Source organism: Collimonas sp. NPDC087041 (assembly GCF_044745265.1).
Classification (GTDB): domain Bacteria; phylum Pseudomonadota; class Gammaproteobacteria; order Burkholderiales; family Burkholderiaceae_D; genus Collimonas.
The window spans coordinates 169515-190464 of sequence record NZ_JBIUZX010000002.1 but is presented as its reverse complement, the minus strand read 5'-3'; the positions used below and the strand labels follow the sequence as shown (position 1 = coordinate 190464).

Genomic DNA, 20950 nt, shown 5'->3' with positions numbered 1-20950 from the left:
GCCAAGTAACGATAAGGGGCGCCGCGAGAGTTTCATGAGTTGATCGCGGCGCATCCTGCAGCCAAAAAAATGTGAGTGAAAAATGGGAAAAGTAACGGGTTTTATGGAGTTTCAGCGGGTCGGTGAAACGTATGAAGCGCCAGTGGCACGCAAGAAGCATTACAAGGAATTCATCCTCAGCCTGAGCAATGACGAAGCCAAGACACAGGGCGCGCGCTGCATGGATTGCGGCATTCCGTTCTGCAATAACGGCTGCCCGGTGAACAACATCATTCCCGATTGGAATGACCTGGTGTATCGCGGCGCTTATCACGAAGCGCTGGAGACCTTGCATTCAACGAACAACTTCCCGGAATTCACCGGCCGCATCTGCCCGGCGCCATGCGAGAGCGCCTGTACGCTCGGCATCAACAGCGATCCGGTCGGCATCAAGTCGATCGAGCATTTCATCGTCGACAAGGGTTGGGAAAACGGTTGGATCGTGCCGCAGCCTGCGCTGGTGAAGACCGGCAAGAAAGTCGCGGTGGTTGGCTCCGGCCCCGCCGGCCTGGCCGCTGCCCAGCAACTGGCGCGCATCGGCCATGACGTCACCGTGTTTGAAAAGAGCGATCGCGTCGGCGGCCTGCTGCGCTACGGTATCCCAGATTTCAAGATGGAAAAATCGCACATCGATCGCCGTGTGGAGCAGATGGAAGCCGAAGGCGTAACGTTCCGTACCGGCGTTCTGGTTGGCAAGGATTTCCCATCGAATGTGAACAACTGGGCCAAGAAAACCATCTCGCCGGATGAGCTGAAAGCCGAGTTCGATGCCGTGGTGATTGCCGGCGGCGCTGAGCAGCCGCGCGATTTGCCGGTCCCTGGGCGCGAGCTGAAGGGCGTGCATTTCGCGATGGATTTCCTGCCGCAGCAAAACAAGATCAACGCCGGCGACAAGGTCAAGGATCAGATCCTGGCTGGCGGCAAGCACGTGGTGGTGATCGGCGGCGGTGATACCGGCTCCGATTGCGTCGGCACTTCCAACCGTCAGGGCGCGGTATCGATCCAGCAATTTGAACTGATGCCGCAACCGCCGGAGCAGGAAAACAAGCCGATGGTCTGGCCGTACTGGCCGACCAAGCTGCGCACCTCGTCGTCGCATGAAGAAGGTTGCGATCGCGATTGGGCGGTGGCCACCAAGCGCCTGGAAGGCAAGAACGGCAAGGTCGAGAAGCTGATCGCCGCTCGCGTCGAATGGAAAGACGGCAAGATGCAAGAAGTGCCGAATTCGGAATTCGAGATGAAGGCTGACCTGGTGTTCCTGGCGATGGGCTTTGTCTCGCCGGTGGCGCAGGTGCTGGAAGCGTTCGGCGTCGACAAGGATGCACGCGGCAACGCCAAGGCCACTACCGATGGCGATGGTTGCTACAAGACATCGGTCGACAAGGTGTTCGCAGCCGGCGACATGCGCCGCGGCCAGTCGCTGGTGGTATGGGCGATCCGCGAAGGCCGTCAATGTGCGCGCGCCGTCGACGAGTTCCTGATGGGGGCATCGGTACTGCCGCGTTGATGCTGCAACTTCAGTAGCGGCGCCAGCGCCGCATGCGCAACGAGCGAAGAGCATGTTCCCGGAGAAATCCGCGGCCATGCTCTTTTTTTGTCTGAACGCCTTTTGCGCATGCCTTACGGCAAGAGTCAAATTGTTGTACAGGAGGCACATGCTTATGAGCAGACTATCGCGAGGCCCTGAACGATTGTCGCATTTGCACTACAATACCCACCTTTGGCTTATTCGGTGGGTGTAGTGGCAAATATCGTCGAAATCCGTGATCTGCAATTTGGCTATGGTGAGAGATCGATTCTATCGGGACTCAACATGGACTTCGCACGCGGCAAAGTAATTGCCGTCATGGGCGGTTCCGGTTCCGGCAAGACCACTATATTGCGTCTGATCGGCGGCCAGTTGCGGCCGCAGGCCGGCAGCGTCAAGGTTGACGGCGAAACCGTGCATACCTTGTCGACCAAGGCCCTGTACGCGTTGCGTCGCAAGATGGGCATGCTGTTCCAGAGCGGCGCATTGTTTACTGACCTGACGGCATTTGAGAACGTTGCATTTCCGCTGCGCGAACATACTGATTTGCCGCCGGAACTGTTGAACAACCTGGTGCTGCTGAAATTGAATGCAGTCGGCTTGCGCAACGCGGCGCAATTGAAACCGTCCGAGATTTCCGGCGGTATGGCGCGGCGCGTGGCGCTGGCGCGCGCGATCGCGCTGGATCCGTCGCTGATCATGTACGACGAGCCGTTTGCCGGTCTTGATCCGATTTCGATGGGCGTCACCGCCAACCTGATTCGCAAGCTGAATGATGCGCTTGGCTCCACCAGCATCCTGGTGTCGCATGACGTGAACGAGTCGTTCGCGATTGCCGATTACGTGTATTTCCTGTCGCAAGGAGAAATCGTGGCGCAAGGCACGCCCGCAGAAATGCGCGTATCGACCCACCCGTATGTGAAGCAGTTCGTGAACGCTGAACCGGACGGCCCGGTGCCGTTCCACTATCCCGGCAAATCGTTGGCCGAGGATCTGGGACTGAAGGGACTGCGCTGATGTTTAATTGGATAATCAATGGCTTGGCCGCGATCGGCAGCTCTTTGCGTGAATCGATTACCGGCCTGGGCGTGGCGACGCGCATGTTCCTGTCGATCCTGCGCGTTTCGCCCGGGTTGTGGCGGCGGCCGCGGCTGATTACCGACCAGATTCATTTCATCGGTAATTATTCGCTGGTCATTATTGGCGTATCGGGCCTGTTTGTCGGCTTCGTGCTGGGTTTGCAGGGTTACTACACACTGAACAAGTACGGCTCCGAGCAAGCGCTGGGCCTGCTGGTGGCGTTGTCGCTGGTGCGTGAGCTGGGGCCGGTCGTGACCGCGCTGCTGTTCGCCGGCCGTGCCGGCACCTCGCTGACTGCAGAAATCGGGCTGATGAAGGCTGGCGAGCAACTGTCGGCGATGGAAATGATGGCGGTAGATCCGTTGCAGCGCGTCGTGGCGCCACGCTTCTGGGCTGGTGTCGTGGCGATGCCGGTGCTGGCGGCACTGTTCAGCGCGCTCGGTATCTTTGGCGGCTATCTGGTTGGCGTCAAGCTGATCGGCGTCGACGAAGGTGCATTCTGGTCGCAGATGCAGGGCGGTGTAGATGTCTGGCTGGACGTGGCCAACGGCGTGCTGAAAAGCGTCGTCTTCGGGGTTGCCGTGACCTTTGTCGCAGTCTGGCAAGGGTATGAAGCCAAAGCAACGCCGGAAGGCGTTTCCAGGGCCACCACACGCACCGTCGTGATTGCCTCGTTGGCAGTCCTGGCGCTGGATTTCCTGTTGACCGCGCTGATGTTTAATTGATTTGATTGATAGGCGGCGCATGGCCCGGATTGGCGGAGCCGCTGCTGTTTGTAGCAGATCGTTTTACTTCTCGTTACTATTTTCTTGAGATTGTTCAGTCAATCGCCGGGTATTCGGCGCCAGCTATGGCAGTATGTCTGGACTGACTCAATGCCTCGGGTTGTATTTTTAAGGTGATGAATCATGCAACAAAAAACTGTAGACGTATGGGTAGGTATGTTTGTGTTGATCGGCGTGCTGGCCCTGGCCTTTTTGGCATTGAAGGCAGGTAATCTGAGCAGTTCATCTTTCAATGCAACCTATCCGGTAACTACCAAGTTCGACAATATCGGCGGCTTGAAGGTGCGGGCTTCGGTCCGTAGCGCCGGCGTCGTGGTAGGCCGTGTCGCCTCGATCAATTTCGACGACAAGAGCTTCCAGGCGGTAGTGACCTTGAATATGGATGACCGGTACAAGTTTCCAAAAGATAGCTCGGCCAAGATCCTGACGGCAGGTTTGCTGGGCGAGCAATACATCGGCATCGAGCCAGGCGGCGACCCTAAGAACCTGGTTGCTGGCGATAATATTAAATTGACACAATCCGCAATCGTGCTGGAGAACCTGATCAGTCAGTTCTTGTACAGCAAGGCTGCGGACGTAAAGGATAGCGAACAATGAAAATGACAATGCGCCTCGGTTCCCTGGCGATGGTTGCAGCGCTGAGCGGCTGCGCCACCACCGGCAATACCGGCAACAGCAATCCGCAAGACCCGCTGGAGGGTTTCAACCGTGCGATGTTCAGCTTTAACGATACGCTGGACAAGGTTGCGCTGAAGCCGGTGGCTACTGCTTACCGCTCGTGGCTGCCAAGCTTTGTGCAAACCGGTATCCACAACTTCTTCGGCAATCTTGGCGATGTCTGGAGTTCGGTCAACGGCTTCCTGCAGGGAAATGTCGAGTCCGGCACGACCAACGTCATGCGTGTCGCGGTCAACACCACACTCGGTCTGGGCGGCGTGCTCGATATCGGCTCGGAAGCCGGTTTGCAGAAGGACAGCAGGGATTTCGGCCAGACTCTCGGCAAATGGGGCATAGGAGCAGGTCCATATCTGGTGCTGCCGTTATTTGGCCCGTCCAACATTCGCGATACCGCCGCCTTGCCGGTGGATTTCTATGGCGATCTGTGGTCTTACAAATATCCGGTGCGCTGGCGCAATACCGGTTCGGTGGTGCGTCTGATCGACAAACGCGCTGGTCTGCTGGATGCAGGCGATTTGCTGGAAGATGCCGCGCTCGACAAGTATCAGTTTGTACGCGACGCTTACACCCAACGCCGCCAGAGCCAGATCAAGAGCGACGATGACAACGACGCGACGGATAAGCCAGGCAAAAGCAAGTCGGACGACTAATTTTGCGGTTTGTGTTGCCGGCTTGACCGGCAACTCCATGTTTCTTGCTTAATCAGTTGGTACGGCATGATTTGCCGTGGCGTGGCGGCTTTTGAGCTTTGCTCTACAATTTGTAACATAGGGCGTAGGAACCGGGTATTGAAATTGCCGTCTTAGGACCTATCTGCAACAGCGCCTTAAGCGTCCTCCAACAAATATTGGGATTGTTAAAAATATATGAATATTCTGAAAAAATACCTGGCTTTGTCGCTGACTGTCGGTAGCCTGTTGTTCAGCGCTACAGCCAGCGCGCAAGAAGCGCCTGATGCCCTGGTGAAACGCATCAGCCAAGACGTCCTGGATACCGCCAAGGCGGATAAAAGCGTTCAGGGCGGCAACCAGCAACGCATCCTGGCGCTGGTTGAAGAAAAGATCATTCCGTACGTCGATTTCGATCGGATGACGGCATTGGCAGCCGGCCGCTACTGGCGTGACGCCACGCCTGACCAGCAAAAGCAATTGATTGCGCAGTTCCGCAGCTTGCTGATCTACACATATTCCGGCGCCCTGTCGCAGGTGCGCGATCAGAAGATCGATTTCAAGCCAATGCGCGGCGATCCATCCGATACCGACGTCGAAGTGCGTTCGCAAGTGATCCAGCCGGGCCGCGAGCCGATCCAGTTGAATTACCGTATGGAAAAAATCGCCACGGGCTGGAAAATTTATGATGTCAACGTATTGGGCGCTTGGCTCGTTGAATCATACAAGGGCACTTTCGCTACCGAAATCGGCAAGTCCGGCATCGATGGCTTGATCAAGGTGCTGAGTGACAAGAACAAGTCACGCGCTGCCAAGAACGGCAAGTAATTGCAGGACGGAGCATGCCGGTCATCGCAGTGTGGCCGGCCGCTCATCCAGCCGATTAGATGTTTTATGAAATTTGTTGATTGACTATCATGTTCAGGCCTTCTCACTCGCTTACTGTCGGTAACGCCAAAGTCACTCTGGAAGAGGGCTTGCGCGCGATCGCCGGTGGCGAGACAGAGATCGATCTGAGCGACGTGGTGGCGGTCGATTCGGCCGCCGTCGCGACATTGCTGGCATGGCAATGTGCCGCCCTGAACCAAGGGCACTCCCTGCATTTCTCCAGCTTGCCAGCCAATCTGGAAAGCCTGATCGACCTGTACGGCGTGACGGAATTGTTGTCGCCTGCAACTGTAGTGGTTGCCGCCAGTACACAGGCAAAAACGCAACATCATTGACCTCTCTCTTTTTCTTCCCCAATAGCTTGCCGGGTTTGTCGCTGTTGCCCGGCCTCTGCAGCAAAAATCCAATATAATCAAGGGTTACGCCACCAGGCAGCATGTCAAGGCGTCCGAATCCAAAACGATTCTGATGCTTAATTGATAATGTTGCGGCGACCCAATTTGAGAGCATTTACCAAGGCACTATGGCGGCCATTCAAATCACCAACGTCAAGAAACGTTATCAGTCCCTGCAGGCATTGGGCGGCGTTTCGTTGACCATCGAAGAAGGCGAATTCTTCGGTTTGCTCGGCCCCAACGGCGCCGGCAAGACTACCTTGATCTCGATCATCGCCGGCCTGAATCGTCCCGATTCCGGCAACGTCACGATCCACGGCCACGATGTCGTCAGCGATTACCGCGCTGCGCGCCGCAATCTCGGCGTGGTGCCGCAGGAACTGGTGTTCGATCCGTTCTTTACGGTGCGCGAGACATTGCGCATGCAGTCCGGCTATTACGGTCTGAAGAACAACGACAAGTGGATCGACGAGGTCATGGAAAACCTCGACCTGACCAACAAGGCCGACACCAACATGCGCGCGCTGTCCGGCGGCATGAAGCGGCGTGTTCTGGTGGCACAGGCGCTGGTGCACAAGCCGCCGGTGATCGTGCTCGACGAGCCGACTGCCGGTGTCGACGTCGAACTGCGCCAGACCTTGTGGAAATTCATTTCACGGCTGAATCGTGAAGGCCACACCGTGGTGCTGACCACGCACTACCTGGAAGAAGCGCAAGAACAATGCAACCGCATCGCCATGCTGAAGCTGGGGCAAGTGGTGGCGCTCGATTCGACCTCCGCGCTGATCAAGCGCATCGCCGGTTCGCAGTTGCTGGTGCAGTTGTCGAGCGGCAGCCTGCCGGCTTCGCTGCAGCATCTGGTATTGCATGCGGATGGCGGCAAATTTGCGCTACGGGTCAACGAGTACGCCGATGTCGAACCTATCCTCGGCGCCTTGCGCCACGCCGGTGCGGTGATTGAAGACATGCAGCTGCAACAGGCTGACCTGGAGGATGTGTTCCTGCAGATCATGGACAGCAAGGTCAGTTCCGGCGGCTTCAATGTGTTTGCCGATGAATACAATGCGGGCGGTGTCAAATGATGGTGGGTTTCCAAACTCTGTTTTACAAGGAAGTATTGCGCTTCTGGAAAGTGGCGACGCAAACCATTTGCGCGCCGATCCTGACCGCCATGCTGTACCTGCTGATTTTCGGCCATACGCTCAAGGATCACGTCCAGGTTTATCCTGGCGTGCAATACACCTCATTCCTGATTCCCGGCCTGGTCATGATGAGCGTGTTGCAAAATGCCTTCGCCAATACCTCGTCATCGTTGACACAGTCGAAAATGACCGGCAATCTGGTGTTCGTCCTGTTGCCGCCGTTGTCGCACTGGGAGCTGTACGGCGGTTACGTGCTCGCATCGGTGGTGCGTGGTGTTGCGGTCGGCCTGGGCGTATTGGCGATTACCGTCTGGTTTACCGACCTGTCGTTCGTGGCGCCGTGGTGGATCGTGATTTTTGCGGTGCTGGGCGCGGCGCTGCTGGGCACTATGGGTTTGATCGCCGGGATCTGGGCCGACAAGTTCGACCAGCTGGCGGCCTTCCAGAACTTCCTGATCATGCCGGCGACTTTCCTCGCCGGGGTGTTCTATTCCATCCATTCGTTGCCGCCGTTTTGGCAAGCCGTGTCGCATCTGAACCCGTTTTTTTATATGATTGACGGCTTCCGCTATGGGTTTTTCGGACAGTCGGACGTCAATCCGCTGGTCAGCCTGGCAATCATTTGCGTGGCGCTGGCATTGCTGTCAACGCTAGCGGTGCAGATGCTGAAGCGCGGTTACAAGTTGCGTCACTAAGTTGCGTCACTAAGCTGCGTCACCAAGTTGCTTCGTCAAGTCGCTCCAATGAGTTACACAAACAAATTACGTCATTAAGTCAGAAACTGCCATGTTCCCTACACCAGATTTAGTTAAAAGTTATATAGCCGCCGGCCTTGAGTGTTCGCACCTGGAAGTGGAAGGCGATGGCCAGCATTTCAAGGCAGTGATCGTTTCGGCGGCGTTTGCCGGCAAGCGTCCGATCCAACGTCATCAGATCGTCTACGCGGCATTGGGCGATCGCATGCGCGAAGAAATCCACGCGTTGTCGATGAAGACGCTGACGCCGGAAGAGTACCAAGCCTAGTATCAATTTACGTACCAACCTAATGAGTAGGGTGGGCAGGTTCTTTTGCCCACGCGTCGCAGACCAGAACGCATCTCACGGATATGAATCAAATGCGTTCCGGATACAACGTTTAAATTACAGCGAGAAGCAAGAATGGATAAATTATTGATACAAGGCGGCAACCGCCTTTCCGGTGAAATCACTATCTCCGGCGCCAAGAATGCCGCGCTGCCGATTCTGTGCGCCGGCCTGCTGACCTCCGATCAATTGCAGTTGTCGAACGTGCCGAACCTGCACGATGTGTCGACCATGCTGAAGCTGCTGCGCCAATTGGGTTTGAAGGCCACCCAGGACGGTCATTTCGTGATGCTGCAAGGCGATGCCATCAGCAGCCTGGAAGCGCCTTACGAATTGGTGCAGACCATGCGCGCCTCGATCCTGGTGCTGGGTCCGTTACTGGCCCGCTTCGGCGAAGCACGGGTATCGTTGCCGGGCGGCTGCGCCATCGGTTCGCGTCCGGTTGACCAGCACATCAAGGGTTTGCAAGCGATGGGCGCCGAGATCACGATCGAAGCCGGCTATATCCACGCCAAGGCCAAGAAGTTGAAGGGCACCCGCGTGGTGACCGACATGATTACCGTCACCGGCACTGAAAACCTGCTGATGGCGGCAACGCTGGCCGACGGCGAAACCGTGCTGGAAAACGCTGCACGTGAACCGGAAGTGACTGACCTGGCCAATCTGCTGGTAGCGATGGGCGCCAAGATCGAAGGCATCGGTACCGACCGCCTGGTGATCCAGGGCGTGGAAAAATTGCATGGCGCTGAACATGCCGTGATCGCCGACCGTATCGAAACAGGTACTTTCCTGTGCGCTGTGGCAGCCACCGGCGGCGACGTCATGCTGAAGAACACCCGCAGCCACATCCTCGATGCCGCACTCGACAAGCTGCGCGAAGCCGGCGTGATCCTGACTTCCGGCGACGACTGGATCCGCGTGCAAATGGCCGCACGGCCGAAGGCAGTCAGTTTCCGCACCACCGAATACCCGGGTTTCCCGACCGACATGCAAGCGCAGTTCATGGCTTTGAACAGCATTGCCGACGGCACCAGCCACGTCACCGAAACTATCTTTGAGAACCGTTTCATGCATGTGCAGGAAATGAACCGCCTCGGCGCCGCCATCGATGTGCAGGGCAATACCGCCATCATCAAGGGTGTCGACAAACTGGTCGGCGCGCCAGTGATGGCAACCGACCTGCGCGCTTCGGCGTCGCTGGTGATTGCCGGCCTGGTCGCACAGGGCGAAACCCTGATCGAACGCATCTATCACCTGGATCGCGGTTACGACCAGATGGAACGCAAGCTGTCGGCGGTCGGCGCCAAGATCGAAAGAGTCAAATGAGCCAGAAACTGACGCTGGCCCTGTCCAAGGGCCGCATCTTCGAAGAGACTTTGCCGTTGCTGAAGGCCGCAGGCATCGTCGTTACCGAAGATCCGGAAACCTCGCGCAAACTGATCCTGCCAACCAACGATCCGCTGGTCAATGTGATCATCGTGCGCGCTTCCGATGTGCCGACCTACGTGCAATACGGCGCTGCCGATTTCGGCGTGGCCGGCAAGGACGTGCTGCTGGAACATGGCGGCGAAGGCCTGTATCAACCGATCGATCTGGAAATCGCCAAGTGCCGCATGTCGGTCGCGGTATCGGCCGGTTTCGACTACGCCAGCGCGATCCGCCAAGGCGCGCGCTTGCGCGTCGCCACCAAATACCTGCTGACCGCGCGCGAGCATTTTGCCCGCAAGGGGATGCACGTTGACCTGATCAAATTGTATGGTTCGATGGAATTGGCGCCGCTGGTCGGCCTGGCCGATGCGATTGTCGATTTGGTCAGCACCGGCGGCACCTTGCGCGCCAATAATCTGGTTGAAGTCGAACACATCATGGATATTTCGTCGCGGCTGGTGGTGAACCAGGCGGCGTTGAAACTCAAGCGCGAACGCTTGCAGCCGATCCTGGATGCATTTGAAAAGGCATCGGCGCAATCGGCGGCGGCATGATTCGTAGCCCGGCTCCAGCCGTGGCTTGGCAGACCGGCTCTGTCATTTAGTAAATTGGAAGCAACATGAGCATAGCAATCAGAAAACTCGATGCCGAACAGCCGGATTTTCGCGCGCAGCTGAGCGCCGTCCTGGCGTTCGAGGCGAGCGAAGACGAGGCAATCGAGCAGGCCGTGGCCAAGATCCTGGCCGACGTCAAGATACGTGGCGACGCCGCCGTGCTGGAGTACACCAATCGCTTTGATCGTCTCAGCGCTGACGACGTTGGGCTGCTGGAAATCGGTCAGCAAGAGTTGCAGGCTGCGCTGGCGCAGTTGTCGCCGCAACGTCGTCATGCATTGCAGACTGCCGCCGACCGGGTGCGCGCTTATCATGAGCGCCAAAAGCGGGAATGCGGCTCGGATGGCTTTACCTACACGGAAGCAGACGGCACCGTGCTCGGCCAGAAAGTTACGCCGCTGGATCGCGTCGGCATCTATGTCCCAGGCGGCAAGGCTGCTTATCCATCATCGGTATTGATGAATGCGATCCCGGCCAAGGTCGCCGGCGTGCAGGAAGTCATCATGGTGGTGCCGACCCCGGATGGCGTCAAGAACCCATTGGTGCTGGCCGCTGCGGCCATCGCCGGCGTTGACCGCGTGTTCACCATTGGCGGCGCGCAGGCGGTAGCCGCACTGGCCTACGGCACCGCGACCATTCCGCAAGTCGACAAGATCGTCGGCCCCGGCAATGCCTATGTTGCCGCCGCCAAGCGCCGCGTATTCGGCACGGTCGGCATCGACATGATTGCCGGACCGTCGGAAATCCTGGTGCTGTGCGACGGCACTACCGATCCCGACTGGATCGCGATGGACCTGTTTTCACAAGCCGAGCACGACGAACTGGCGCAGTCGATCCTGCTGTGTCCCGATGCCGACTATATCGCTGCGGTCGAAGCCAGCATCAACCGCCAACTGCCGTTGATGCCGCGCCATGAAGTGATCCGTACTTCGCTGACCAATCGCGGCGCGCTGGTCAAGGTGCGCGACATGGAACAGGCTTGCGAGATCGCCAACCTGATCGCCGCCGAGCATCTGGAAATCTCGACCGAAAATCCGCAGCACTGGGCCGATCGCATCCGTCATGCCGGCGCCATGTTCCTCGGGCGTTTTTCGTCGGAATCGCTGGGCGATTACTGTGCGGGTCCGAACCACGTGCTGCCGACTTCGCGCACCGCGCGTTTCTCGTCGCCGCTTGGCGTCTACGATTTCCAGAAGCGCTCGAGCATCATCAACATCAGCGAAGCCGGCGCGCAAACGCTTGGCAAGATCGCCGCTGAACTGGCCTATGGCGAGGGTTTGCAGGCGCATGCGCGTTCTGCAGAATATCGTTTGAAAGATGCGCCGTGATGGTAACGACTGCACAGGCATGAGCGGCGACTGGCTCAACCGGGTCTTTCGCGAAGATGCGCTGCAAGGTTTGCAGCGCATTCCGGACGGCTCGGTCGATCTGTTGCTGGCTGACCCGCCGTACGGTCTGGGCAAGGACTATGGCAACGATTCCGACAAGCTCGATACCGCTGCCTACCTGCGCTGGACCGAGACATGGATCGACGCCGCGCTGCCGAAGCTGAAGTCGAACGGCAGCTTGTATATCTTTTTGACCTGGCGCTTCTCCCCCGAAATTTTCGTCATGCTGAAGCAGCGCATGACCATGATCAACGAAATCATCTGGGACCGCCGGGTGCCATCGATGGGTGGCGGCACGCGGCGCTTTTCGTCGGTGCATGACACCATCGGTTTTTTTGCCGGCGCCAAGGATTATTATTTCGATCTCGATGCGATTCGGATTCCCTACGACGCCGAAACCAAGAAAGCCCGTTCGCGCTCGATTTTCGTCGGCGCCAAGTGGCTGGAACTGGGCTACAACCCGAAGGACGTGTGGAGTGTTTCCCGTCTGCATCGCGAACACCGCGAGCGGGCCGACCATCCAACCCAAAAGCCGCTGGAAATCGTCGAACGCATGATCAAGGCTTCTTGCCCACCGGGCGGCATCGTACTCGATCCGTTCATGGGTAGCGGCACCACTGCGGTCGCGGCACGGCGCTGTGGCCGTAACTTTGTAGGCTTTGAATTGAATTCGGAATATTGCGCGCTCATCGAGCAACGGCTGGCGCAACTGGATGGCGAACAACCCGGTGAACGGGCATTGGCCTGAGCGTTTGCGCCAAATAGCAACAGCGATACCGATTATCGGGGCTCGTATTAGCGGGAAAACATGAAAATGTCGGTAAAATGGCGGTGCGACTCACAAGGCCGCAGCGGTCAGGCTTCGATAACGGAGAAGCGTAACAAATATCGATCCCAAGTCGAAGCTTCAAATAATTTAGTACACTAACCTTCTCGACGCTGAATTTACCTTACTTTCTGCGTCATTTGCCTTGTAACTTTGGTCTCAACTTCAACATGTCTACGCCTAGAACTGCAGCGATTACCCGCAATACCAACGAGACGCAAATTCGCGTCGCGATCAATCTGGATGGCACCGGCCAGCAAAAACTGAACACCGGCGTGCCGTTCCTGGATCATATGCTGGATCAAATCGCGCGACATGGCCTGATCGACCTGGATATTGAAGCCAACGGCGACCTGCATATCGACGCCCACCACACGGTGGAAGACGTCGGCATTACCCTTGGGCAAGCATTTGCCCAAGCCATCGGCGATAAGAAAGGCATTCGCCGTTACGGCCATGCCTACGTGCCGCTGGACGAAGCGTTGTCGCGCGTCGTCATTGATTTCTCCGGCCGTCCCGGACTCGAATTCCACGTACCGTTCAAGCGCGCCATGATCGGCGGCTTCGACGTCGACCTCACCCACGAATTTTTCCAGGGCTTCGTCAATCACGCACTGGTGTCATTGCACATCGATAACCTGCGCGGCGAAAACGCCCACCATCAATGCGAAACCGTATTCAAGGCCTTCGGCCGGGCGTTGCGGATGGCTTCCGAGCTTGATCCGCGTTCCGCCGGCACGATTCCTTCGACCAAAGGCAGTCTTTAAGCATCGGCAGTTGATTATTACGCAGTTGATCTTTAATTACGCGTCGCTTTAATCCGCTAACGCCAATCTGGTTGTCGCATGTTCTCGTCGGTGATGCCGCTGTCGATATCGCAACGTTGATTGGCGAAATTGAATCCTTATCATGAACAAAATTGTAGTGGTTGACTATGGCATGGGTAACTTGCGCTCGGTGGCGCAAGCCCTGCGTCAGGTAGCGCCGGAAGCCGATGTTCGTATTTCCGGTACGATTGCCGATATCCGGGCAGCCGATCGCCTGGTTTTGCCGGGCCAGGGCGCCATGCCGGATTGCATGCGCTCCCTGCGTGAATCCGGCCTGCAAGAAGAGTTGCTGGCCGCGGCGCGCAACAAGCCGCTGCTGGGCGTGTGCGTGGGTGAACAGATGCTGTTCGACGTGAGCGAGGAAGGTGATACCGCCGGCCTCGGCCTGTTGCCCGGCAAAGTCGTACGTTTCCGCCTGGATGGCAAGCTGCAGGAAGACGGTTCGCGTTTCAAGGTGCCGCAGATGGGTTGGAACCGCGTGCATCAGGCGCAGTCTCACCCGCTCTGGAATGGCGTGGCCGACGATGCTTATTTTTATTTCGTCCACAGCTATTACGCCGTGCCGGCCGACGCTGCGCATACCTTCGGCGAGACCGATTACGGCGCTGCGTTTAGCTGCGCGGTTGGTCGTGATAATATTTTCGCGACACAGTTCCATCCGGAGAAGAGCGCTTCCGCCGGTTTGCAGTTGTACAAGAATTTTGTGCAATGGCAACCCTGACGCAATTTGCAACACAGAATTTACGAGCCACCGCAGCGTGGCGAATGATGCCGTTCCCAATCAATCAGATTTTTAACTGACCTAACACTACTGTAGCCATGCTGCTGATACCTGCCATCGACCTCAAAGACGGTCACTGCGTACGCCTGAAACAAGGCGATATGGACCAAGCCACTGTGTTTTCCGACGATCCGGGTGAAATGGCCCGCCATTGGCTGGCACAAGGCGCGCGACGCCTGCATCTGGTCGACCTCAACGGCGCCTTTGCCGGCAAGCCGAAGAATGAACCGGCGGTCAAGGCCATCATCAAGGCGGTGCGTGAATTCGCGCTGGCCAACGGCGTTGAAGAAATCCCGGTGCAGCTTGGTGGCGGCATTCGCGACCTCGACACCATCGAACGCTATCTCGACGACGGCCTCAGCTACATCATCATCGGCACTGCCGCGGTCAAGAATCCCGGTTTCCTGCAGGATGCCTGCAGCGCGTTCCCGGGCCAGATCATCGTCGGCCTGGATGCCAAGGATGGCAAGGTGGCGACTGACGGCTGGAGCAAATTGTCCGGTCACGAAGTGATCGACCTGGCCCAGAAATTCGAAGACTACGGTTGCGCCTCGATCGTCTACACCGACATCGGCCGCGACGGCATGATGGGCGGCGTCAACATCGAAGCCACCGTCAAGCTGGCGCAAAGCATGACGATCCCGGTAATCGCGTCCGGCGGCGTGCACAACGTCAAGGATGTCGAAGATCTGTGCGCGGTGCAGGATGAAGGCATCGAGGCAGTGATTTGCGGCCGCTCGATTTATGAAGGCACGCTCGATTTGCGTTCGGCGCAAGACCGCGCCGATGAATTGAGCGATCAACTCAGCAACCTCGCCGGCAATGAAGATATCTCGGAGCAGCCCGACGCTGACAAGCCATGAGCCTCGCCAAACGTATCATCCCTTGCCTGGACGTGACCAATGGCCGCGTCGTCAAGGGCGTCAATTTTCTTGAACTGCGCGACGCCGGCGATCCGGTTGAGATCGCACGCCGCTACGACGAGCAGGGCGCCGATGAAATCACTTTCCTCGACATCACCGCATCGTCCGATAACCGCGACCTGATCCTGCCGATCATTGAAGCAGTCGCATCGCAGGTCTTCATCCCGCTGACGGTGGGTGGCGGTGTGCGTGCGGTCGAGGATGTGCGCCGCTTGCTGAATGCCGGCGCTGACAAGGTCGGCATCAACACTTCCGCCGTCACCAATCCGCAACTGGTGGCCGATGCCGCCGCCAAATACGGTTCGCAATGCATCGTGGTTGCTATCGACGCCAAGCAGGTCGCGCCCGGCAAGTGGGAAGTGTTCACGCATGGCGGCCGCAAGGCTACCGGTCTCGATGCGATCGAATGGGCGCAAAAGATGGAACAACTGGGGGCGGGCGAAATCCTGCTCACCAGCATGGACCGCGACGGCACCAAAGTCGGCTTCGACCTCGCCTTGACCAGCAGCGTATCGAACGCCGTGACGATCCCGGTGATTGCCTCCGGCGGCGTCGGCGGTTTGCAGGACCTGGCCGACGGCATCAAGATTGGCCGCGCCGATGCGGTGCTGGCTGCGAGTATTTTTCACTATGGTCAACACACTGTGCAGGAAGCCAAGCAGTTCATGGCGGCACAGCAGATTCCGATGAGGCTAGCATGAGCAGCGTAAGTTGGTTAAACAAGGTCAGATGGGATGAACACGGCCTGGTGCCGGTGATCGCCCAGGAAGTCGGATCCAACGACGTATTGATGTTCGCGTGGATGAATCGCGATGCGCTGGCCAAGACCGTGGCGTTGGGCGAGGCTGTGTACTGGAGCCGCTCGCGCAAGAAGCTGTGGCACAAGGGCGAGGAATCCGGCCACGTGCAGAAAGTCCATGAAATCCGTCTCGACTGCGACGAAGACGTGGTCTTGCTGAAAGTGACCCAGGCCGGCGATATCGCTTGCCATACTGGACGTCATTCCTGCTTCTTCCAGAAATACGAGAGCGACAGCAAGAGCTGGGAAGCTGTCGATCCGGTATTGAAAGAGCCGGACGAAATTTATAAATGACCGACTGAACCCATGTAGCCATTGAATTTGGCCATGGCTAGCGTCGTCCCCGCGAATGCGGGGATCCATTTTACGGTCATCAAGTTGGATTCCCGTGTGCGCGGGAATGACGGATGGCGATAACAGAGCGGATTTGAAGCAATCATGAGCGATACCTTACAGCGTCTGGCGGCCGTCATCGAGTCGCGCAAGCCAGCCAACGGTGGCAATCCGGAAACCTCCTATGTGGCGCGCCTGTTCGCCAAGGGGGACGACGCGATCCTCAAGAAAATCGGCGAAGAAGCCACCGAAACCGTGATGGCCGCCAAGGATGCGCGGGTCGATGGCGATGTCTCGCACGTGCTGTATGAATGCGCCGACCTGTGGTTCCATTCGATGGTCCTGCTGGCCCAGTTCAACCTGACGCCGCAAGACGTGTTGAATGAGCTGGCGCGGCGCGAAGGCTTGTCCGGGATCGAGGAAAAAGCCAGCCGCAAATTGACTGCGGGCGAACAGCAGGAGTCCGGCCAGGACAAAATCTGAGTCAAATTCCCCTTTCAGAAAATCCTACTCCGGGTAACATACAGTACTGCCGGTGAATCGTTCAATAGTGTGAAGTTGGGAGATAATTTGGAAAATTGCATTTTTTGCAAAATTGCAGCAAAACAAATTCCGTCGAAACTGGTTTACGAAGACGACGATCTGATCGCCTTTCACGATATCAACCCGGCGGCGCCGGTGCATCTGTTGATCGTGCCGAAGGAACATATCCCGACCTTGGCCGATTGCACCGAGCAGCACGCCGCACTCCTGGGTAAAATGGCGCTCCTGGCGCCGCGCCTGGCGCAAGAGCAGGGCTGCGGCTACCAGCTCGATGCACAGGGCGAAGCCAGCGGGGGCTACAAGACGCTGTTCAACGTCGGACCCGACGGCGGCCAGGAGGTGTACCATTTGCACATGCACGTCATTGGCGGTCCGCGGCCATGGCGCGGGCAGCGCTGATAGTGTTTAGACGGATATGAATACTGCCGATGGATGTAAGGAATTGGCAGCTAACTTGACTTAACAGGCTGGGGCACACGGTGTCCGGCGAGGAGAAAAAAATGGGTTCGTTCAGTATTTGGCATTGGCTGATTGTGCTGGTCATCGTGATGTTGGTATTTGGCACCAAGAAAATCGGCAATATGGGTTCCGACCTGGGCAAGGCGGTCAAGGGCTTCAAGGATGGCGTCAAGGGCGAAGAAGAAAAGTCCGAAGCGGACAAGGCCGCTATCGACGTGACAGCCAAAGAAAAGGACAAGTCCGGTAACTGAGTCGGATACGCCGGCGCTGTCGTGCCGGCTTGACCGAACCTCGGCCGCTACGCTCCCATGATCGATATTGGTCTTACTAAACTCGCGCTGATAGGCGTCGTCGCACTGATTGTGGTCGGCCCCGAAAAACTGCCGACCGTGGCGCGCATGGCGGGGTCGTTGTTCGGCCGCGCCCAGCGCTATATCAATGAAGTGAAATCGGAAGTCAGCCGCGAGATCGAGCTGGAAGAATTGCGCAAGATGCAGCAGGACGTGCAGGAGGCGGCCAGCGATATCGAGCAAAGCATTTCCAAAAGCGTTTCCGATACCAAGCGTTCCCTGCATGCGGCATGGGACGACAATCTCGAAGCCGGCAGCAACGATAGCACGGCGGATCACCTGAAGGTCGAGCAGCTGGCCATCAAGGCCAAGAGTTTTCGCAAGAAAAAGCTGGCGCGCAGCAGCGCCATCCCAGCCTGGTACAAGCAACAGAATGGCTATCGGGCCAGCGTACTGTCGGGCGCCGCCCGCGTTGCCAAGTATCGCCCTGCCAGTCAAGGCAAGGCTTCCGGTTCATTCTTTTCATGAACCCGAGCTTCATCTCCGCCCGTAACGGCTTGTCATCGATAGCCGCGGGCGCATCGGCAATCTCGCCTGCTTGCAACACACCTTGCTCACATGACTGAAGAACAGAAAATCGGCGGCGTCGAAGAGACGTTCATTTCACATCTAGTGGAATTGCGGAATCGCATCATGAAGGCCGCGATCGCGATTATCGTGGTGTTCCTGTGCCTGATGCCATGGTCGTCGAATATTTATGACTTCCTGGCGGCGCCTATGCTGAGCGCCCTGCCGCACGGCAGCAAGATGATTGCCACCGGCGTCATCACGCCATTCCTGATCCCGGTCAAGGTGACCTTGCTGGTCGCCTTCGTCATTGCCCTGCCTTGGGTGCTATACCAGTTGTGGGCGTTCATCGCGCCGGGTTTGTACGCGCATGAAAAGAAACTCATCGCGCCACTGGTAGTGTCTTCCTCCATCCTGTTCATCGCCGGTGTCGCCTTCTGTTATTACCTGGTGTTCGGCGTGATTTTCCACTTCATCAACAAGGTGGCGCCGGCGTCGATTTCGGTGACGCCGGATATCGACAACTACTTCGATTTCGTGATGACCATGTTCATCGCCTTCGGCATGACCTTTGAGGTGCCGATCGTAGTGATCGTGCTGGTGCGCATGGGCCTGGTTTCACTGGAAAAATTGAAGTCGATCCGCCCCTACGTAATCGTCGGCGCGTTCGTGGTGGCGGCAGTGGTAACGCCGCCCGACATCATGAGCCAGATGCTGCTGGCAGTGCCGTTGTGCCTGCTGTACGAAGTTGGCCTGCTGTTCGCGCCGCTGTTCGTCAAGGCGACGCAGGCACCGGCCGAATCGGAAGAAACGATCTAACCATTTCATCCTGCCTCAATCGAGATCCATCTCAATAAACCGGCGGCCCGATAGCTCATTGGCCACCGTATCCAGTATCAATTTTCGCTAGGGCCTGTTAACCTTTAATTTAGGAGTGCGAACGCGCGGCAGGCGTTGCGTGCCTAGGCGCGACGACGCGACGTAGTGGTGCTACGGCAAGGAGAAGCAACAACGGCATGCGACGCCTGCAGCCGTTCCCGAAGGGTTCAAGTCAAAACGTGCGTTGGCCGCGTTGCATGGCTTGTTGGGGCACCAGCCCCAACTGCGCCACGCGCCTTGCCATCACACGTTTTGACTTGAACGCATCTCCTAAATTAAAGGTTAACAGGCCCTAATGGTTGCGGACTAAACGGCCTGTATCCAATATGGATGACTGCATCGGCCTTCGCCGATGCTTATCTGTCCCAGGCGCCAGCAACCATGGTGCGTTCCGATGCAATTTCGAATCAGGCTAGAAAGCCTGTCTCTGCACGCCTATTCCCCCATCAGATCGACTACAGCACGCATCTTAAACACGTGGATTCGAGATCATTCCTTATTGGATTTGCGACTCCCAACAACTAGTATCGAAAGCACAGTGTTGCGATATTGGAAACTTCAAGTTGCACATCCGATGTTCAAATTTATCGCCACTGACAGGCGCATTTTTTTGAGTGCTCTCAAATCAAATGCCAATTCCTTGAATGTGAAATTTTTAAAAATTTGCATTCATCGTGGATAACATCATTGGAAAATCATCATGAAAATTTTTCGGTCACTGTCAGATGAAGATTTACGATTTACGCTCAAGCCGGTGGTTGCCCTGCTTGTCACCGCCTCGTTTGCCGCCATAGTCCCGGCGCATGCGGATCAGAGCAATCAGTTGTTCTCTCTTGAACCTGTTGTCCAGCGCCAAAAGATGCAGGCGCAAGCCTTCGGTCGGCTTGCCAAGATGCTGTCCGAGCCGACCAGCGCGGAGCTGCGTCTGGTTAGCGTCCGGTCATCCGTCATCGAGAAAACCATGCAGGAAATTACGGTACCGATTGCCGACAACAAGACCGCCACGTTTCGTCAGCGCAAATTTGAATCCACAAACGGTGGCTTGTTGGTTTGGAGCGGCGATGCACCGTCCAACAGAAAAGACCGTTATAAATGGCCCAATGAGGTGGACTTCGATCCACTCAATAATGCGACGTTTGTACGCGACGGCAGTAAACTGACCGGGACCTTAAGGGTCGATGGCCAGTTATACAGTCTCAAAGCCCTGGAAAACGGCAGGCATGTGATCATCAAGATGGATGAGTCCAAATTTCTGCCTGAGGCGAAACCGATCTTGAGCGGGGCGCCTGGCCAGGAGAGCACGGCGGGCCGGATTACGGCGGCCCACAGTACCATACGCGTGATGATTGTGACCACGAATCAAGCCAGGGCTGAGGACCCGAACTTAAACGCCAGCATTACGCAGGCATTAACTGTGGCCAATCAGGCCAACGCCAGCAGTGGGGCTGACATCACATTCGAACTTGCCGCCGTGGTCGATCAGAACTATAACGAGAGCGGTGAGCAAACCGACATGCTTGGCCAGATCAGGGATCTGACTGATTCGGGGCTCGGGGCTCCGGTTGCGCAGGCACGAGATTTATATCGGGCGGACCTGGTGGTCATGATTCTTGCTACCAGTGGGGCTTGCGGGACGGGCTATCTTAATGCAACCAAGGCCAATGCATTCTCAGTCGTGAACTATAGTTGCCTCGACGCGAAATCGCTACCGCATGAAATGGGGCATAACATCGGCCTGCAACATAATTGGGAGGAGGGAAATGCAATTCCAACGCCTTCTTACCGGCATGGATATCGCCAGCAAGTCGCCAATCCCAAATTCCGTACCATCATGTCTTATAACTGCACCGGCGGCTGCCCGCGCTTAGACTACTGGTCAAATCCCAATCGAACCTATCAGGGTCTGCCTATGGGTACAGCGCAATATCACGACGCTGTTCGCCGCATCAATGAGCGCCGCGAGATTGTTGAAAATTTTTATCCTTAACGGCGATTGGGGCGCACTGG

The 20950-nt window shown here is 57.1% G+C and carries 25 protein-coding genes; all 25 read left to right on the top strand.

All coding sequences use genetic code 11. From position 1 onward, the window contains the following. Positions 1-82 precede the first annotated feature (82 nt). The gene (locus tag ACIPF8_RS03980) at positions 83-1546 is read left to right on the top strand and encodes a glutamate synthase subunit beta (RefSeq protein ID WP_400417316.1); all 1464 of its coding nucleotides are present in this window, start codon (positions 83-85) and stop codon (positions 1544-1546) included. Positions 1547-1780: 234 nt separating this feature from the next. Further along, on the top strand, positions 1781-2584 hold the full coding sequence (locus ACIPF8_RS03975; protein ID WP_400417313.1) for an ABC transporter ATP-binding protein: 804 nt from the start codon (positions 1781-1783) through the stop codon (positions 2582-2584). Then, a complete protein-coding gene (mlaE, locus tag ACIPF8_RS03970; RefSeq protein WP_400417311.1) occupies positions 2584-3372 on the top strand; it encodes a lipid asymmetry maintenance ABC transporter permease subunit MlaE in 789 nt (262 codons plus the stop codon). Before ACIPF8_RS03975 ends, mlaE begins: the two co-directional genes overlap by 1 nt. 183 nt (positions 3373-3555) lie before the next feature. Then, positions 3556-4029, top strand: a complete 474-nt coding sequence (gene mlaD / locus ACIPF8_RS03965) for an outer membrane lipid asymmetry maintenance protein MlaD (RefSeq protein ID WP_400417308.1) — start codon at positions 3556-3558, stop codon at positions 4027-4029. Continuing rightward, complete coding sequence (locus ACIPF8_RS03960) at positions 4026-4760, top strand: VacJ family lipoprotein (protein ID WP_400417305.1); 735 nt, start codon at positions 4026-4028, stop codon at positions 4758-4760. Before mlaD ends, ACIPF8_RS03960 begins: the two co-directional genes overlap by 4 nt. 216 nt (positions 4761-4976) lie before the next feature. After that, on the top strand, positions 4977-5606 hold the full coding sequence (locus tag ACIPF8_RS03955; protein ID WP_400417302.1) for a phospholipid-binding protein MlaC: 630 nt from the start codon (positions 4977-4979) through the stop codon (positions 5604-5606). Positions 5607-5695: 89 nt separating this feature from the next. Continuing rightward, on the top strand, positions 5696-6001 hold the full coding sequence (locus ACIPF8_RS03950; RefSeq protein ID WP_400417299.1) for an STAS domain-containing protein: 306 nt from the start codon (positions 5696-5698) through the stop codon (positions 5999-6001). 188 nt (positions 6002-6189) lie between these two features. After that, positions 6190-7143, top strand: a complete 954-nt coding sequence (locus ACIPF8_RS03945; RefSeq protein WP_400417296.1) for an ABC transporter ATP-binding protein — start codon at positions 6190-6192, stop codon at positions 7141-7143. Further along, entirely contained in the window at positions 7143-7898 is a 756-nt protein-coding gene (locus ACIPF8_RS03940) for an ABC transporter permease (RefSeq protein ID WP_400418174.1), read from the top strand. Before ACIPF8_RS03945 ends, ACIPF8_RS03940 begins: the two co-directional genes overlap by 1 nt. A gap of 91 nt (positions 7899-7989) precedes the next feature. Beyond that, complete coding sequence (locus ACIPF8_RS03935; RefSeq protein WP_400417293.1) at positions 7990-8226, top strand: BolA family protein; 237 nt, start codon at positions 7990-7992, stop codon at positions 8224-8226. Positions 8227-8361: 135 nt separating this feature from the next. Then, a complete protein-coding gene (gene murA, locus ACIPF8_RS03930; protein WP_400417290.1) occupies positions 8362-9612 on the top strand; it encodes a UDP-N-acetylglucosamine 1-carboxyvinyltransferase in 1251 nt (416 codons plus the stop codon). Further along, positions 9609-10268: an ATP phosphoribosyltransferase gene (gene hisG / locus ACIPF8_RS03925; protein ID WP_400417287.1), complete on the top strand. Its 660-nt coding sequence runs from the start codon at positions 9609-9611 to the stop codon at positions 10266-10268. The genes murA and hisG overlap by 4 nt, the downstream gene beginning before the upstream one ends. A gap of 65 nt (positions 10269-10333) precedes the next feature. Then, positions 10334-11656: a histidinol dehydrogenase gene (hisD, locus tag ACIPF8_RS03920; RefSeq protein WP_400417284.1), complete on the top strand. Its 1323-nt coding sequence runs from the start codon at positions 10334-10336 to the stop codon at positions 11654-11656. Positions 11657-11675: 19 nt separating this feature from the next. After that, on the top strand, positions 11676-12464 hold the full coding sequence (locus ACIPF8_RS03915; protein ID WP_400417282.1) for a DNA-methyltransferase: 789 nt from the start codon (positions 11676-11678) through the stop codon (positions 12462-12464). Between the two features lie 248 nt (positions 12465-12712). Further along, a complete protein-coding gene (gene hisB, locus ACIPF8_RS03910; protein ID WP_061532123.1) occupies positions 12713-13309 on the top strand; it encodes an imidazoleglycerol-phosphate dehydratase HisB in 597 nt (198 codons plus the stop codon). Positions 13310-13451: 142 nt separating this feature from the next. Beyond that, positions 13452-14090 carry an imidazole glycerol phosphate synthase subunit HisH gene (gene hisH, locus ACIPF8_RS03905; RefSeq protein ID WP_400417279.1) on the top strand — a complete coding sequence of 213 codons (639 nt, stop codon included), beginning with the start codon at positions 13452-13454 and terminating at the stop codon, positions 14088-14090. Between the two features lie 98 nt (positions 14091-14188). Then, positions 14189-15013 (top strand): 1-(5-phosphoribosyl)-5-[(5-phosphoribosylamino)methylideneamino]imidazole-4-carboxamide isomerase, encoded by an 825-nt coding sequence (gene hisA, locus ACIPF8_RS03900; protein WP_400417277.1) that lies wholly within the window; start codon positions 14189-14191, stop codon positions 15011-15013. After that, positions 15010-15774, top strand: coding sequence for an imidazole glycerol phosphate synthase subunit HisF (gene hisF / locus ACIPF8_RS03895; protein ID WP_061532125.1), 765 nt, complete (start codon positions 15010-15012; stop codon positions 15772-15774). Before hisA ends, hisF begins: the two co-directional genes overlap by 4 nt. Then, on the top strand, positions 15771-16166 hold the full coding sequence (gene hisI, locus ACIPF8_RS03890; protein WP_061532126.1) for a phosphoribosyl-AMP cyclohydrolase: 396 nt from the start codon (positions 15771-15773) through the stop codon (positions 16164-16166). The genes hisF and hisI overlap by 4 nt, the downstream gene beginning before the upstream one ends. Before the next feature lie 144 nt (positions 16167-16310). Next, the gene (locus ACIPF8_RS03885) at positions 16311-16688 is read left to right on the top strand and encodes a phosphoribosyl-ATP diphosphatase (RefSeq protein ID WP_400417274.1); all 378 of its coding nucleotides are present in this window, start codon (positions 16311-16313) and stop codon (positions 16686-16688) included. Positions 16689-16775: 87 nt separating this feature from the next. Next, positions 16776-17147, top strand: a complete 372-nt coding sequence (locus ACIPF8_RS03880; protein WP_400417271.1) for a histidine triad nucleotide-binding protein — start codon at positions 16776-16778, stop codon at positions 17145-17147. A 101-nt stretch (positions 17148-17248) separates the two neighbouring features. Beyond that, on the top strand, positions 17249-17458 hold the full coding sequence (gene tatA, locus ACIPF8_RS03875) for a Sec-independent protein translocase subunit TatA (protein WP_061532128.1): 210 nt from the start codon (positions 17249-17251) through the stop codon (positions 17456-17458). A gap of 57 nt (positions 17459-17515) precedes the next feature. Then, positions 17516-18025: a Sec-independent protein translocase protein TatB gene (tatB, locus tag ACIPF8_RS03870; protein WP_400417268.1), complete on the top strand. Its 510-nt coding sequence runs from the start codon at positions 17516-17518 to the stop codon at positions 18023-18025. A gap of 90 nt (positions 18026-18115) precedes the next feature. Continuing rightward, positions 18116-18883 carry a twin-arginine translocase subunit TatC gene (gene tatC / locus ACIPF8_RS03865; protein WP_400417265.1) on the top strand — a complete coding sequence of 256 codons (768 nt, stop codon included), beginning with the start codon at positions 18116-18118 and terminating at the stop codon, positions 18881-18883. A gap of 760 nt (positions 18884-19643) precedes the next feature. Then, positions 19644-20930: a M12 family metallo-peptidase gene (locus tag ACIPF8_RS03860; protein ID WP_400417262.1), complete on the top strand. Its 1287-nt coding sequence runs from the start codon at positions 19644-19646 to the stop codon at positions 20928-20930. Positions 20931-20950: the final 20 nt, after the last annotated feature.